This is a genomic window from Streptomyces sp. NPDC085946, assembly GCF_044540485.1.
Taxonomy (GTDB): domain Bacteria; phylum Actinomycetota; class Actinomycetes; order Streptomycetales; family Streptomycetaceae; genus Streptomyces.
In genome coordinates this window covers 114,066-128,703 of sequence record NZ_JBITSF010000002.1, presented here as the reverse complement: position 1 = coordinate 128,703, position 14,638 = coordinate 114,066, and the positions used below count along the sequence as shown (strand labels likewise).

The window sequence follows — 14,638 nt, the reverse complement described above, 5'->3', positions numbered from 1 at the left end:
CCGCGACCCGTCCGCGCCGTCACGTGCGCCCCTCCGGCCCGCCCCGCCGGGGCCCGCGCGTCCCGGTCCCGCCCCGGCCGTCCCGTGGCCCCCGCCGCCTCACGGCCGGTGTCCCGTCATGCGGGCCGCCGACGCGATCGTCACGCGGGCCTCGCGTTCGGACAGGCCGGTGCGGCGGGCCGCGCCGACCAGGGACTCGGCCAGGGCGGGGCCGATGCCGTCCTCGTAGGCGCGGCAGGCGGCCCAGAACAGGCGGGTGTTGCGCTGGCCCTCGTGCGCCGCGAGGACGAACTGGACCAGGCCCTGGCCGTGCCCGCCCGCCGACGGGGGCGTGGCGTGGTGCGCGCGGGGCGGCGGGACCAGCAGGCGCAGCAGGGCCGGCGGGCAGGGGGCGGGGGCCAGGTGCAGGGTGCCCGGTGCGGCGGTGTAGAGGCCGTGGTCGGTGCGGGAGCCGGGGCCGACCAGGTAGCCGCCGGCGCCCCGGACGTCGATGCCGGGGGCCAGGCGGCCCGCCGAGTTGGGCACGACGGCGTCGGGCGGGCCGCTCAGCCACAGGTGGCGGCCGCCGCTCGGGGTCAGCACGACCACGGTGGCGGGGATCGTGAACAGGTGCCGCAGGGCCAGTTCGCGCAGTGCGGCCGAGGCGTCCGTGCCCGTCTTCACGTCCAGGTCGATGCCGATCAGGTGGTGCGGGGGCAGGCCGCAGGCGATGCCGTAGCCGGTCGCCCAGGGCGCGGCGGCGAACAGGGCGCGGATGCGGGCCGGGTCGGTGGTGGCGTCGTGGACCCCGTGGCCGGGGCGGCCGCACTCGCCGTGGCAGGGCGGGCCCGCCGGGTCCGGGTCGTCGCGGTGGGGGGAGCGCAGGGCCGGGAGCTTGGTCCGGGACAGGGGGAGGACGGCCAGGCCGCGTTCGGCGGCTGACAGGGCGTGCGCGAGGGCCAGCGTCGTGGCCTGCCGGTCGGGGGTGGCCATGACTCCATGTTCGTACATACGTTCGAAAAAAGGAAGAGGGTGGGAGGCGACACGCCGGGGCGCGGAAAGGGGCGGGATGTTCACCGAAACGATTTCCCTCTTGCGGTGCTTGGGGTGGGGCAGACCGGAGTGTCCCGGCCTGTGACGGAAGGGGCGCAACAGGGTTTATCGACAAGTCATCACGCTTGCGTGCGAAGGGCGGCTTCCGAGGTGGTTCGCCGGGATGCGGTGGGCAACCCTGATCTCGCGACGTCGTGCACCACACCGGGGCGGACGGCCGACTCCCCCGGTGACAGCCGTACTTCACGCACCCACGGCCATGAGCCGGTGCGTACTGGGTTCTGGAGGAACACACATGGCAAGCATCCGTACCGCCCGTGTCATCGCCGCCGTCTCCGCCCTGCCGCTCGCCGCCGCCCTCTTCGCCGGTGTCGCGGCGGCGGACAACGGCGCGCTGGCGGGGGTCGTCGGCAGCGGCGTCGGCGGCGACAACTTCGGCACCTCGGCCACCACCCAGCAGCAGGCCCTGGGCTCCGGTGCCTCGAACCAGAGCAACACCGCCCAGGTCAACGGATCCGCGTTCACGGCCGTCAACCAGGGCAACGACAACGTGGCCGTCTCCTTCACGCCGCTGTGGTGGTGAGCTGAGGGGGCCGGTGCGCCGGCCCCCTCGTCCCCGGTGCAGGTGTGCTCGATGGGGTGACAACGTCCGCGCGGCGGTGCTCCGGCACCGCCGCGCGGACGTTGTGCGCACTCCCCGGGGGTGAACCGCGGCCGCGCCCCGCAGGGGTGAACCCCCAGGGCGCCTCCTCTCCTCCTCCACCTTCAGGAGGTGCGGCCGCCCCGGCCCCTACAACCTGAGGGGGACTCCTCTTCGGCACCTGCGGCCGATCCGCGGGAGGCGTGCCCGCTCATAGCGTGGAGCCATGACCACACCCGTCTGCACCAGCGCCTCGAACGCCGCTGCTCCGGCGACGCAGGCCCTCGCGTACCCGTCGTTCTCGTCGTACGTGAAGGCACGCCGGCCGGTGCTGCTGCGGACCGCCCGGTCGCTCACCGGGAACCCCAGCGACGCCGAGGACCTGCTGCAGACCGCGCTCACCAAGACGTACGTGGCCTGGGAGCGCATCGAGGACCACCGCGCGCTCGACGGCTACGTGCGCCGGGCCCTGGTCAACACGCGGACCTCGCAGTGGCGCAAGCGCCGGGTCGACGAGTTCGCGACCGACGAGCTGCCGGAGCCGGAGACCCTGCCCGGCTGGGGCGGCGACCCGGCCGAGCGGCAGGCCCTGCGCGACGCGATGTGGCGGGCGATCATGCGGCTGCCCGCCCGGCAGCGGGCGATGGTCGTCCTCAGGTACTACGAGGACCTCAGCGAGGCCCAGACCGCCGAGGTGCTCGGCGTCTCGACCGGCACGGTGAAGTCGGCCGTCTCCCGCGCGCTGGGCAAGCTCCGGGACGATCCTGAGCTGGGAATTGTCCGATAGTGGGGCAACGCGTCGCATGACGTCGGGTGATCGATCATCCGTGGCTAGTGACATACCGCGTGGTATGTGCGCAGAATCAGCGCGACCCCTACCGCCACGCAGGCAATGTCGCCCGGGAGGACGCCGTGCTGAGCACCATGCAGGACGTACCGCTGCTGATTTCGAGGATCCTGGCCCACGGGTCGACGATCCACGGGACGTCGCAGGTGACCACCTGGACGGGTGAGGGCGAACCGCACCGTCGCTCCTTCGCCGAGATCGGCGCCCGCGCGGCCCAGCTGGCCCACGCGCTCGGGGACGACCTCGGCGTCGTCGAGGACGAGCGGGTGGCGACCCTGGCCTGGAACAACGCCGAGCACGTGGAGGCGTACTTCGCCATCCCCTCCATGGGCGCGGTGCTGCACACCCTCAACCTGCGCCTGCCGGCGGAGCAGCTGGCCTGGATCGTCAACCACGCCGCCGACCGGGTGATCATCGCCAACGGCTCGCTGCTCCCGCTGCTCGCCCCGCTGCTGCCGCACCTGAAGACGGTCGAGCACGTGGTCGTCTTCGGCCCGGGCGACCGCTCCCTGCTCGCGGACGCGACCGCGCGGGTGCACGAGTACGAGGAGCTGATCGCCGGGAAGCCGACGGCGTACGACTGGCCGGAGCTGGACGAGCGCCGGGCCGCGGCCATGTGCTACACCTCCGGCACCACCGGCGACCCCAAGGGCGTGGTCTACAGCCACCGTTCGATCTACCTGCACTCGATGCAGGTCAACATGGCCCAGTCGATGGGGCTGACCGACCAGGACACCTCGCTGGTCGTGGTGCCGCAGTTCCACGTCAACGCCTGGGGCCTGCCGCACGCCACCTTCATGACCGGCGTGAACATGCTGATGCCGGACCGGTTCCTCCAGCCGGCCCCGCTCGCCGAGATGATCGAGACGCAGAGGCCGACCCACGCGGCCGCCGTCCCCACCATCTGGCAGGGCCTGCTCGCCGAGCTGACCGCCAAGCCGCGCGACGTCTCCTCCCTCACCCAGGTCACCATCGGCGGCTCCGCCTGTCCGCCCTCCCTGATGGAGGCGTTCGACCAGCTGGGCATGCGGGTCTGCCACGCCTGGGGCATGACCGAGACCTCGCCGCTCGGCACCGTCGCCCGGCCCCCGGCGCACGCGGTCGGCACCGACGAGGAGTTCGCCTACCGCCTCACCCAGGGCCGCTTCCCGGCCGGCGTCGAGGCCCGCCTCACCGGCCCCGGCGGCGAGCGCCTCCCCTGGGACGGCGAGTCCGCCGGCGAGCTGGAGGTCCGCGGCGCGTGGATCGCCGGCGCCTACTACAACGGCCCCGACGCCGAACCGCTGCGCCCCGCCGACAAGTTCAGCGAGGACGGCTGGCTGAAGACCGGCGACGTCGGCACCATCTCCCCCGACGGCTTCCTCACCCTCACCGACCGCGCCAAGGACGTCATCAAGTCCGGCGGCGAGTGGATCTCCTCGGTGGAGCTGGAGAACGCCCTGATGGCCCACCCGGACGTCGCCGAGGCCGCCGTCGTGGCCGTCCCGGACGACAAGTGGGGCGAGCGCCCGCTGGCCACGGTCGTCCTCAAGGAGGGCTCCACCGCCGACTTCGAGACCCTGCGCGCCTTCCTCGCCGACGAGGGCAAGATCGCCAGGTGGCAGCTGCCGGAGCGGTGGACGGTCATCGCGTCGGTGCCGAAGACGAGCGTCGGCAAGTTCGACAAGAAGGTGCTGCGCCGGCAGTACGCGGAGGGCGCGCTGGACGTCACCCGGCTCTGAGCCCGGGCCGGGGCGTCACCGCCGTACGGCCGTGGCGCCCCAGCCGGTCACCAGCCACAGTCCCGCCACCGCGCACACCCCGCCCCAGCCCGCGTGGGTGAAGGCGGGGCCCGCCAGGGCCGAGGCGGCGGCGCCGCCCGCGAAGCCGGAGACGACGTAGGCCGTGTTGGCGGCGGCCGGGGTGGTGGTGGTCGTCAGGGCCAGGGTCTGGTTGGCGACGTGCGAGGCCACCAGCGCCGCGTGGATAGCGAGCGCGGCGGCGGACAGGGCCGCCATCAGGTGCCCGCCCAGCCAGAACAGTGGCACGGACACGGCGGCCAGCAGGTACGCGGAGCCGACGACCCGGGCGGCGCCGAACCGGTCGACCAGCCCGCCGGCCAGTGGCGCCACCGCACTGGACGCGAGGCCGAAGAGGCCGAAGAGGCCGGCGGTGGCGGTGGACAGGCCGTAGTCCGGGCCCGTCAGCAGCAGCGCGAGCGAGGTCCACAGCGCGCTCCAGGCGCCGAATATCCCGGCCTGCCGCAGGCACGCGCGCCACAGGTCGGGCGAGCGGCGGACCAGCGACGGCAGGGTGGCGAGGACGGAGAGCGGGGAGCCGGCCCGGGCCCGCCGCCCGGACGGCAGGACGAAGGCGGTCGCCAGCCCCAGGGCGGCCGTCAGCACGGCGGCCCCCGCGAACACCCACCGCCAGCCGAACGCCTGCCCGGCCAGTCCGCCGAGCACCCGGGCCGCGACGATGCCGGTGAACAGCCCGGCGACGACGGCCGCGACGTGGCGGGCGCGGCGGTCGGCGGGGGCGCGTTCGGCGACCAGCGGGACGAGCAGCTGGGGGACGACGGTGGCGGCCGAGGCGACGAAGACGGCCGCGGCCAGCGCGGTCGTCCCCGGCGCCGCCGCGCTCGCCGCGAGCGCGAGGGTGGTGACGAGCGTGAGGGCGGCGACCAGGCGGCGCCGGTTCACGCTGTCGCCCAGCGGGGCGAAGAAGAGCAGGCCGACGGCGTAGCCGGCCTGCGCGACCGAGGCGATCCAGGCGACGGCCGAGGGGGCCGAGCCGAAGTCGCGGGCCATCAGGGACAGCAGCGGGGCGGCGAGGTAGATGTTGGCCGCCGTCACCGCGCTGCAGACGGACAGCAGGGTGAGGAAGAGGGCGGGTGCCGCGGCGCGCGGCCGCCGGGCGGACCCTGGGCGGGCGGTGCGGCGGGCGGTGTTCGCTGAGGCCATGAGCCGGGGACTCCTTCGAGCCTGCTCCAGTAACCAACCGGTTGGTTGGACTTCGGGTGGAACAGTGTGCGGAGGGTTCCCATTCCCTGTCAACCAAACAGTTGGTTACCCCGCGCGCTACCCTGTGCCCATGGCAACAAGGGACCCCGAGGCCACCAGAGCCCGCATCTTCGAGGCGGCGGTCGCCGAGTTCGCCCGGCACGGCATCGCGGGTGCCCGCATCGACCGCATCGCCGCCGAGGCGAAGGCCAACAAGCAGCTCATCTATGCCTACTTCGGCAACAAGGCGGAGCTGTTCGCGTCCGTCCTGGAGAAGAAGATGGTGGACCTCGCCGAGGCCGTCCCCGTCGACCCGGACGACATCGAGGGCTGGGCCGACCGGCTGATGGACTACCACGCCGCCCACCCCGAACTGCTCCGCCTGCTCTTCTGGGAGGGCCTGGAGTACGGCACGGCGGAACTGCCCCACGAGGACGAGCGCCAGGAGCACTACGCCCGCAAGGTCGCCGCCCTGCGGGACGGCCAGGACCGGGGTGTCGTCACCGACGCCGTCCCGGCACGGGACCTGCTGTTCCTGCTCACCGCGGTGGTCAACTGGGCCGTGGTCGTCCCGCAGATGCGGCGCATCCTGGTCGGCGACCGGGAGGCGGACCAGGAGCGGCTGCGGGCGTCCGTGCGGGAGGCGGTCCGCCGGCTGGCGGCCACGGGCTGACGCCCCGGGCCGCCCCGGGGCCGCCCGCTCAGTTGGTGCCGATCCGCGCCAGCAGGTCCACGATCCGCGCCTGCACCTCGCCGCTGGTGGACCGTTCCGCGAGGAACAGCACCGTTTCGCCGGACGCCAGACGCGGCAGGTCGGCCGGGTCGACGGCGGCGGTGTAGACGACGAGCGGGGTGCGGTTGAGCTGCCCGTTCGCACGCAGCCAGTCCACGATCCCGGCCCGGCGCCGGTGCACCTGCATCAGGTCCATCACGACCAGGTTCGGCCGGAACTGCCCGGCCAGGGCCACCGCGTCCGCGTCGCTCGCGGCCCGCGCCACCTGCATCCCGCGCCGCTCCAGGGTCGCGGTCAGCGCCAGCGCGATCTCGGCGTGCTCCTCGATGAGCAGCACGCGCGGCGGGTGCTGCTCGCTGTCCCGGGGCGCGAGCGCCTTGAGCAGGACGGCGGGGTCGGCGCCGTAGGCCGCGTCCCGCGAGGCCTGCCCGAGCCCGGCCGTCACCAGCACCGGCACCTCGGCGGCCACGGCGGCCTGCCGCAGCGACTGCAGCGCCGTGCGCGTGATCGGACCGGTCAGCGGGTCCACGAACAGCGCGGCGGGGAACGCCGCGATCTGCGCGTCGACCTCCTCGCGCGAGTGCACGATCACCGGCCGGTAGCCGCGGTCGCTCAGCGCCTGCTGCGTGCCGACGTCCGGCGCGGGCCACACCAGCAGCCGGCGCGGGTTGTCCAGCGGCTCGGGCGGCAGTTCGTCGTCCATCGGCTGCGGCCGCGGCGGGTCGGCGACCTCGACGGCCCCGCCGGGCCCGTCCAGCGGCTCGGGTCCCTCGGCGGCGTTCTCGTCGGGCGCGCCTATGGCGTACGACCGGCCGGCGCCCTCGGTGCCCGGCGCGAGCCGGGACTGCCCGGCCGGCGCGTGCTGGAGGTGCGGCTGGGCCGCGGCCTGCGCGGCCTGCGGCGGCTGTCCGGCCTGCTCCGGGCGCGCGGCCGGCTCGGGCGGCGTCCCGAGCTTGCGGCGGCGTCCCGAGCCGCCCGGCTGGTGCGGCGCGGGCGTGGCCGACGGCTGCGGTGCGGGACCGGCCGCGGGCTGCTGGACCTGGGCCGCCTGCCGGTTGAACGGCACGCCCTGCCCCAGCGTCCGCACGCTGATCGCCCGCCCCTGCGTCGAGTTCGGGTCCACCGGCGCCCCGGCCTCGGCGGGCAACGGCTGCGCCACCCGCCGCGCCGCGCCGTCGGGCGGCAGGGGGGTGCCGGGCGCGGGCGTCGCCTGCGGCGGGACCGGAGCCGGTACGGGGCCCGCGTCCGCGTGCGGGGGGACGGCGGGCCGAGCGCCGTCGGGCGGCGGTACGGGGGTGGGGCCGGTCGCGTGCGGCGGGACCGGGGTGCCGGGGTGCTGCGGTACGGGCCCGGTCTCGTGCGGCGGTACGGGCGTCCCGGCACCCGGCGTGCCGGCGGCGGGCCACGCCTGCGGGCCCGGGCCCTGCCCGGCCGTCAGCGGCTGGTCGGCGGCGGGCCGGTCCGCCGCCGGCGGGACCTGACCCGGCGCGGCGGCCTCGGCCGGGATGCCGGCGGGCGCCTGCCCGGGTGCGGCCGGCTGCGGCAGCGGCTGACCGGCGGGGACGGCCTGCTGCGCGGGCAGCGCCACCTGCCCGGACGCGTCCTGCGGGACGGCCTGCGGCGGGGGCAGCGGCTGTGACTGCGGCTGCGGCTGACCGTGGGGCTGGGGCTGCGTGACGGGGGCCGGACCGGCGGCCGGCACGCCCTGGGCCGGGGTGGCCTGCGGGGGTACGGGGACGCCCTGCGGGGACACCGGGACGCCCTGCGGCGGCACGGTGTTGCCCTGCGCGAGCACAGGTGCGCCCTGCGGGGGGACGGGAGAGCCCTGGGGCGGCACGGCGTCGCCCTGCGGCGTCAGAGCCGCGCCCTGCGGGGGAACGGGGGAGCCCTGCGGGGCCACGCCCTGCGGAGACACCGCGTTGCCCTGCGGCGGCACGGCGACACCCTGCGGCGGCACGGCCGCGCCCGGCTGCGCCACCGCGTTCCCCTGCGGGGGCACCGCGACTCCCTGCGGCGGCACCGCAAGGCCCTGCGGGGCTACCGCCACACCCTGAGACGGCACGGTGTTCCCCTGCGCGGGAACCGCCACGCCCTGCCCGAGGGCCGGAACCCCCTGCGGAGGCACGGGGGCACCTTGCGGGGGTACGGCGTTGCCCTGGGCGGGAGCCGCCACGCCCTGCCCGAGGGCCGGAACCCCCTGCGGAGGCACGGGGGCACCCTGCGGCGGTACAGGCGCACCCTGCGGAGGCACGGCGTTGCCCTGGGCGGGAACCGCCACGCCCTGCGGAGGCACCGCGGCGTTGCCCTGGGGCGCCACCGCCGTACCCGGCGCCGGGGGAGTCGCCTCCACCGCGCCCGCCTGTCCGGGCACCCCCTGCGCGGCGGCCGCCTGCGCGGGGATCCCGGACGCCCCGGGATCCCCGGTCGCCTCCGCCGGCCGGGCGACCGCCCGTCGGCGGCGGCCCGTCGGCGCACTGGTGGGATGGGGCTGCGGCGGGGTGTGGTCGTCGGACCGGTCGTGCGGTACGGCGTCGTGCCGCTCCTCGTCGATCAGCGCGTCACCCGAGGCGGCGGGCCCGGGGACGGGCGCCGGCACGGCGCCGGGCACCGTGCCCACCTGCGCCGCGGACGCCGCCGCGTCCGGCCCCTGGTCCGCCTCGGCCGGCGGCAGGGCGAACACCGCGCGGGGCGCCGCCTCCTGCGCGGCGGCCCGCTCGTTCGCGGCGGCCAGGGCCCGCCGGCGCCGCCCGGTCGGCTGGCTCTGGGTCTGTGTCTGCTCCTGGGCCTGCGGAAGCTGGGCCTGCGGCGTCCCCGCCCCGCCGGACGGCGCGGGCAGCGCCGGCGGCAGGGCGTGTTGTTCGCCGGTGTCGCGCCGGGCACGCCGTCCCGACGGCGCGGGCACGCCCTGCGGCGGTACGGTCCCGCCCAGCCCCGTCCCCGAGGCGGCGGTCCCGGCGGCGTGCTCGGCGGCCGTGACGACGGCCCCCTCCGAGACGCCCGAGGACGCGGGCACTCCCGTACCGGCGCCGTCCTCGGCGGGCTCCGCGCCGACGCCCTCGGCGGGACGCCCGCGCCGCCGCCCGGTACCGCCCGAGACGGCACCGCCCTCGGCGGCCGCCTCCGCCGCCCGGTCCTGCGCGGCCGGCTCCGCGGCCGCCGCCCGCCGCCTGCGCCGCCCGGTCGGCACCGCGCCCTCCGCACCGGGGCCGCCGGCGCCCTCGGAGTCCTCCGCCGCCTCGGCGCCCTCGGCCCCGCCCGGGACCTCGCCGTCCAGGAAGGCGTCGACGGAGGCCCGCCGCGCCCGGCGCCGCCCGCCGCCCGGGGCCGGCTCCGCGGCGGAGGCCTCCGCCGCGGCCTCCTCGCCGGCCGGACCCAGCGCCGGAGGCCCGGCCTGAGCGGGCGCCCCGGCCGCGACGGCCCCCGCCCCGCCCCCGAGCGGCACCTCCAGCACGTAGGCGCTGCCGCTCATGCCCGGCACCTCGTGCGTCTGCAGCACGCCGCCGTGGGCCCGGACGATCCCGCGCACGATCGGCTCGTGCACCGGGTCGCCCCCGGCGTACGGCCCGCGCACCTCGATGCGGACGACCTCGCCGCGCTGCGCCGCCGCCACCACGACGGTGTTGTCCATGTAACCGCCCGCGGAGACGGGCGCGTTGCCGGTCGCGTCGACGCCCGCCACGTCCGCGACGAGGTGCGCGAGGGCGGTGGCGAGCAGCCGGGGATCGACCTCGGCCTCGATGGGCGGCGCGTGCACGGCGAACTGGACCCGTCCGGGCCCGACCAGCTCGACGGCCCCGTCGACACCGGCGGCGACGACGGCGTCCAGCATCACCTTCGTCCGGGCGACCGCCTCGCTCCCGGTGTCGAGCCGCTGGTAGCCGAGGACGTTGTCGATGAGGGTGGTGATCCGCGAGTAGCCCGCCGACAGGTGGTGCAGCACCTGGTTGGCCTCGGGCCACAGCTGCCCGGCGTCGTCCGCGGCCAGCGCCGACAGCTCGCGGCGCAGCTCCTCCAGGGGGCCGCGCAGCGACTGCCCGAGCAGCGTCAGCAGCTGCTCGTGCCGGGCGGCGAGCGCCTCGTACCGGTCCTTCTCGCGCTCCCCGAGCGCCGCGTACCGCTCCTCGCCGGCGGCGAGCTCCTCCGCGTGCTGCTCGGCGAGCTCCTCCAGCTCGGTGACGTGCTTCTGGCGCAGGGCGGTGAGTTCGGAGGCGTGCTCCTCGGCGATCCGCTCCAGCTCCTCGGCGTGCCGCTTCTCCGCCTCCTCCTTCTCCGCCACCAGCGCGTCGTACGGCCGCCGGTCGGTGAAGGTCATCACGGCGCCGACGAGCTGGTCGCCGTCGCGCACCGGCGCGGTCGTCAGGTCGACGGACACCTGGTCGCCGTTCTTGGCGTACAGCACCTGCCCGCGCACCCGGTGCTTGCGCCCGGACTTGAGGGTGTCGGCGAGCGGCGACTCGTCGTACGGGAAGGGGGAGCCGTCGGCGCGCGAGTGCAGCACGAGGGTGTGCAGCTCGCGTCCGCCGAGGTCGCTGGCCCGGTAGCCCAGGATCTGGGCGGCGGCGGGGTTGACCAGGACGATCCGGCCGTCCGTGTCGGTGCCCACCACGCCCTCGGCGGCGGCCCGCAGGATCATCTCGGTCTGCCGCTGCGACCGCGCCAGCTCGGCCTCGGTGTCGACGGTGCCGGACAGGTCGCGCACGACGAGCATCAGCAGCTCGTCGCCGGTGTAGCCGTAGGTGTCGTAGGCCTGCTTCCCGGTCTCCAGATTCGCGCTCGTGACCTCGACGGGGAACTCGCTGCCGTCGGTGCGCCGCGCGATCATCCGGGTCGGCTTGGTCCTGGCCCGCGGGTCGATGTGGTCGGGCCGCCGCATGGAGCCCGGGATGAGCTTGGAGTCGAACTGCGGCAGCAGGTCCAGCAGTCCCCGGCCCACCAGCGCGGTCCCCGGCGTCTCGAACGCCTCCAGCGCGATGGTGTTGGCGTTGACCACCGTCCCGTTGGCGTTGACCAGCACCAACGCGTCGGGGAGCGCGTCCAGTATGGCTGCGAGGCGAGCAGCGCCTCGGGATGGCCTGCTGCTCACGAGACGCTTCCTCCCTGTTACCGCACCTTGCCGACCGCTCGGGCCATCTTGCCAACCGGTCCGCAGCGTGTCACGCGAGGGAGTCTAAGGGCTGGGATTGCGCTCGCGACGCCGGATGAGAGGGAGGTCGCACGAGGAAGTGACGCGGAAGCGACGCCCGTACGGCGTACGGCGCGCGCCCGTCGGCCGCCCGCCCGCCGACTGCCTGCACGGACGTCGCGGGACCCGCGCGGGACCTTCACGCGCCCCTTGCGCGAAGTCCTCTTTCCGGCCGTTCCGGACGGCCGCCGCCGCACGTCCCGCGACCGCCCCGCGTCCTACGGCCGGCCCGCGGAGCCCACGGCGGGCAGGAGGGGGACGAGCCGGTCCCAGCGGGCGATCCCGCAGCCGTCGCCGCGGTCGTAGGAGGCGTCGACGGGCCGCCCCGCCCAGGTGCCGGTGACGTGCGCGGTGGCCGGGCCGCCGTACTGCATGGTGCACAGGGTGCCCTCGGGCACCGGGGCGAAGGCGTCCCGCCCCCACCGCGTGCCGCTCTCGACGGCGGCACAGGCGTCGGCCGGGTCGGGGTGGGTGCCGCCCGCGGGGTGGCAGTACAGCTCGAACGTCCCGTCCGCCCCGCCTCCCGCGTTCCGCACGGTGACGGTGAGGTGGTCCCGCTCCTCGCCGCGGACCGGGACCGCCGGCGCGCCGGCGGCGGGCAGGGCGTACGCGGCCGGCGGCGCGGCGGACAGCGAGGTGACGGCGGCGACGGAGGCGGCGGCGCCCGCGACGAGACGCCGCAGCACGGGGCCGGCGGTGGACCGGGAAGCGGGCCGGGCGACGGCCCGGCGGTTGACCTGTGTCATGACCCGACTAACGCGGCACGCCCCGGGACGTTGCGCGCCCGTCCCCCGCCCGGCGGGAAGGGCTTTGCCCTGTGGCCTTTCCGCCTAGTACCGTGGGGGGCGATTGGTGACAGCACGCTCGACTGTGTCATCATCGGCACGCACGATCCGCTCGCGCTCGCGCGGGACGTTGTGCTGGAGGCGTCGCCTAGTCCGGTCTATGGCGCCGCACTGCTAATGCGGTTTGGGCCTTAAAGCCCATCGAGGGTTCAAATCCCTCCGCCTCCGCGGTCGATCACGAAGCCCCGGTCCCTCGGACCGGGGCTTCGTCGTTGTCGCCGCCGGTACCGCGATTCCTGCCCCGAGAGACGTTTTCCCAGGTCACAAGGGGTGGGGCAATCGGATTTCACATGGCGGCGGCAGTCATGTAATGTTCTTCCTGTCGCCGCGAGCGGGCCGGAAGGGCCGGGAGCGGCGAAACAACAGAACAAGCACTCGTAGCTTAACGGATAGAGCATCTGACTACGGATCAGAAGGTTGCAGGTTCGAATCCTGCCGAGTGCACACAGAGCGAAGGCCCCGGAGAGATCCGGGGCCTTCGGCGTTCCGGCCCGGGGGCACGGCGCGGTCCCGGGGGCGGTCCTCCGGTCACGGCTGGGAGGGGACCTCGCGCCGTGGCGCGCACAGGGCCCAGATGATGAACCCGTCGATGACGATGAGCACGATCGCCCAGACCGGCGCGTACGGCAGCCACACGAAGTTGGCGATCATGCTGAGCCCGGCGAGCGTGACGCCCACGGCCCGGGCCCAGGTCGCGCCGTTGAAGAGGGCGATCCCCGCCGCGGTCACCACGACGCCGAGGATCAGGTGGATCCAGCCCCAGCCGGTGAGGCTGAACGCGTAGGTGAAGTCCCGGGCGACGACGAAGACGTCGTCCTGGGCGATCGCGGCGATGCCCTGGAAGACCGCCATGATCCCGCCGAAGATCATGAGGATCGCGGCGGCCGCGGTCCATCCCGTGGCCCAGGCGCTCGGAGCCTCCCAGTCGGTCCGGTGACCACGGGTCCCGCTGACGTTGCCGGCCATGCGCCCGCCTTTCGGAGAAGCGTGCCGCAGCCTCCGCCGGTGCCCCCGAGCGCTGCGGCGTTCCCTTCAGGTTGGCACCGTCCGGGCCGCTCGGCACCTCGGCGCGGGGGCGTCGCCCGCCTCCGCGGTGCTCCTCCCGGTACGCCGCCGCCAGGGCGCCCGCGCGGCCGAACCGGTCGTGCGGGACGGCGGTCCCGCCGGGGCCGCGGTCGGCGGACAGGACGGGGCCGCGGTCGGCGGACAGGGCGGTGAGGCGGGCGTCGTACGGCGCGTGCGCGGTTCGTGCACCTCGCGGGCGCGGGCCGCCGCGGGAGGTCATGCAGCCGGAGCCGGGGCGGGCCGGCGGCGGACGGGAGCGCCGGTGCCCGTGGCGGTGGCCGCCGGGAGCGGACGCGGCGCGGCTGGGGAGTCTGCGGACTGAGGGGGGGCCGCCAGCGGGAGCCCGTTGTCGGTGCCGGGTCCTAGGCTCGGCGGTGATGGCACGGACGTGGACGTGTGCGGGGCTGCGGTGGTCGGCGGACGGTCCCGCGCTGGCGTGGGACGGCGGGCGGCGCAGTGCGCTGACCCGGGGGAAGCGGGTGGCCTTCGCGGTCGCGGCGGGGGACGGGCGCAGGTGCGTGGGGGCGCGGGGGCATCCGTGTCCGGTGCGGGCGGGGGTACCGGCGCGGAGCACGGGGGCGCGGTGCGAGGAGTGCGCGCGGCTGGACCGGGCGCACTCCGTGGCCGCCGACACCCTCGCGGACGATCCGCGGCCGTACCACGTGTACCTGGCGTGGTTCGGGCCCGGCCTGGCCAAGGTCGGGATCACCGCGGTCGAGCGGGGCCCGGCCCGGCTGCTGGAGCAGGGCGCCGTCTGCTTCAGCTGGCTCGGGGCCGGTCCGCTGATGGCCGCGCGGCGGGCCGAGGAGCTGCTGCGGGCCGCGCTGGGCGTGCCGGACCGGATCCCGTACGCGCAGAAGCGGGTGGTGCGCTCCGCGCTGCCCGGCGAGGAGGCGGGGCGGGCGGCCGAGCTCGCGGAGCTGCACGCGCGGGCGGTGGCGCTCGGCGGGTGGCCGGAGGCGCTCGCGCCCCGGCCGTTCCGGCCCGTGGACCACGTCGGCGTGTTCGGGCTGGCGGACCTGCCCGCCGCCGTCGGCGAGGTGAGCGCACTGGTCGCCGGCGGGGCGGTGGGCGGGGAGCTGGTGGCGGCCGCCGGTCCCGACCTGCACCTGGCGACGGAGCGCGGGGTCGTCGTGCTCGACACGCGGCTGATGACCGGGTGGCCGCTGCTGCCCGCCGGGGGGAGCGGCGGGCCGGCCGTGCCGGTGCGGGAGTTCCCGCGGGCGACGGGGATGCAGGACGGGCTGTTCTGAGGTCCGGGCGGGGCAGGAGGGCGGGCAAAGAACCGGATCCCGTACGGATCCCTTTCGGCA

The 14,638-nt window shown here is 76.2% G+C and carries 10 protein-coding genes and 2 tRNA genes; 7 read left to right on the top strand and 5 right to left on the bottom strand.

Annotation, left to right across the window (positions count from 1 at the left end):
- Positions 1-99: 99 nt before the first annotated feature.
- Complete coding sequence (locus tag ACIF8T_RS06210) at positions 100-972, bottom strand: bifunctional DNA primase/polymerase (protein WP_400031719.1); 873 nt, start codon at positions 970-972, stop codon at positions 100-102.
- A 355-nt stretch (positions 973-1,327) separates the two neighbouring features.
- Here ACIF8T_RS06210 and ACIF8T_RS06205 point away from each other — a divergent pair, with 355 nt between their 5' ends.
- The 3 genes from ACIF8T_RS06205 to ACIF8T_RS06195 all read left to right on the top strand — a co-directional run bounded on the left by ACIF8T_RS06205 (position 1,328) and on the right by ACIF8T_RS06195 (position 4,240).
- Positions 1,328-1,615 (top strand): hypothetical protein, encoded by a 288-nt coding sequence (locus ACIF8T_RS06205; RefSeq protein WP_400031717.1) that lies wholly within the window; start codon positions 1,328-1,330, stop codon positions 1,613-1,615.
- A gap of 283 nt (positions 1,616-1,898) precedes the next feature.
- Entirely contained in the window at positions 1,899-2,459 is a 561-nt protein-coding gene (locus ACIF8T_RS06200) for a SigE family RNA polymerase sigma factor (protein ID WP_400031715.1), read from the top strand.
- Positions 2,460-2,584: 125 nt separating this feature from the next.
- Complete coding sequence (locus ACIF8T_RS06195) at positions 2,585-4,240, top strand: long-chain fatty acid--CoA ligase (RefSeq protein ID WP_400031713.1); 1,656 nt, start codon at positions 2,585-2,587, stop codon at positions 4,238-4,240.
- A gap of 15 nt (positions 4,241-4,255) precedes the next feature.
- Here ACIF8T_RS06195 and ACIF8T_RS06190 read toward each other — a convergent pair whose 3' ends face one another.
- A complete protein-coding gene (locus ACIF8T_RS06190) occupies positions 4,256-5,461 on the bottom strand; it encodes an MFS transporter (protein ID WP_400031711.1) in 1,206 nt (401 codons plus the stop codon).
- Positions 5,462-5,591: 130 nt separating this feature from the next.
- Between ACIF8T_RS06190 and ACIF8T_RS06185 the strand changes: the two genes are divergently transcribed.
- The gene (locus tag ACIF8T_RS06185) at positions 5,592-6,173 is read left to right on the top strand and encodes a TetR family transcriptional regulator (RefSeq protein WP_400031709.1); all 582 of its coding nucleotides are present in this window, start codon (positions 5,592-5,594) and stop codon (positions 6,171-6,173) included.
- Positions 6,174-6,201: 28 nt separating this feature from the next.
- Here ACIF8T_RS06185 and ACIF8T_RS06180 read toward each other — a convergent pair whose 3' ends face one another.
- Positions 6,202-11,316, bottom strand: coding sequence for a PAS domain-containing protein (locus ACIF8T_RS06180; RefSeq protein WP_400031707.1), 5,115 nt, complete (start codon positions 11,314-11,316; stop codon positions 6,202-6,204).
- A gap of 317 nt (positions 11,317-11,633) precedes the next feature.
- Complete coding sequence (locus tag ACIF8T_RS06175) at positions 11,634-12,161, bottom strand: SSI family serine proteinase inhibitor (RefSeq protein ID WP_400031705.1); 528 nt, start codon at positions 12,159-12,161, stop codon at positions 11,634-11,636.
- A 176-nt stretch (positions 12,162-12,337) separates the two neighbouring features.
- On the opposite strand from ACIF8T_RS06175, the gene ACIF8T_RS06170 reads away from it, so the two are divergent.
- Positions 12,338-12,428, top strand: a tRNA-Ser gene (locus ACIF8T_RS06170).
- A 203-nt stretch (positions 12,429-12,631) separates the two neighbouring features.
- A tRNA-Arg gene (locus ACIF8T_RS06165) sits at positions 12,632-12,704 on the top strand.
- Between the two features lie 84 nt (positions 12,705-12,788).
- Here the strand turns inward: ACIF8T_RS06165 and ACIF8T_RS06160 are convergent.
- Positions 12,789-13,226 (bottom strand): hypothetical protein, encoded by a 438-nt coding sequence (locus ACIF8T_RS06160; RefSeq protein WP_400031703.1) that lies wholly within the window; start codon positions 13,224-13,226, stop codon positions 12,789-12,791.
- Positions 13,227-13,702: 476 nt separating this feature from the next.
- Between ACIF8T_RS06160 and ACIF8T_RS06155 the strand changes: the two genes are divergently transcribed.
- The gene (locus ACIF8T_RS06155) at positions 13,703-14,578 is read left to right on the top strand and encodes a DUF2797 domain-containing protein (RefSeq protein WP_400031701.1); all 876 of its coding nucleotides are present in this window, start codon (positions 13,703-13,705) and stop codon (positions 14,576-14,578) included.
- Positions 14,579-14,638: the final 60 nt, after the last annotated feature.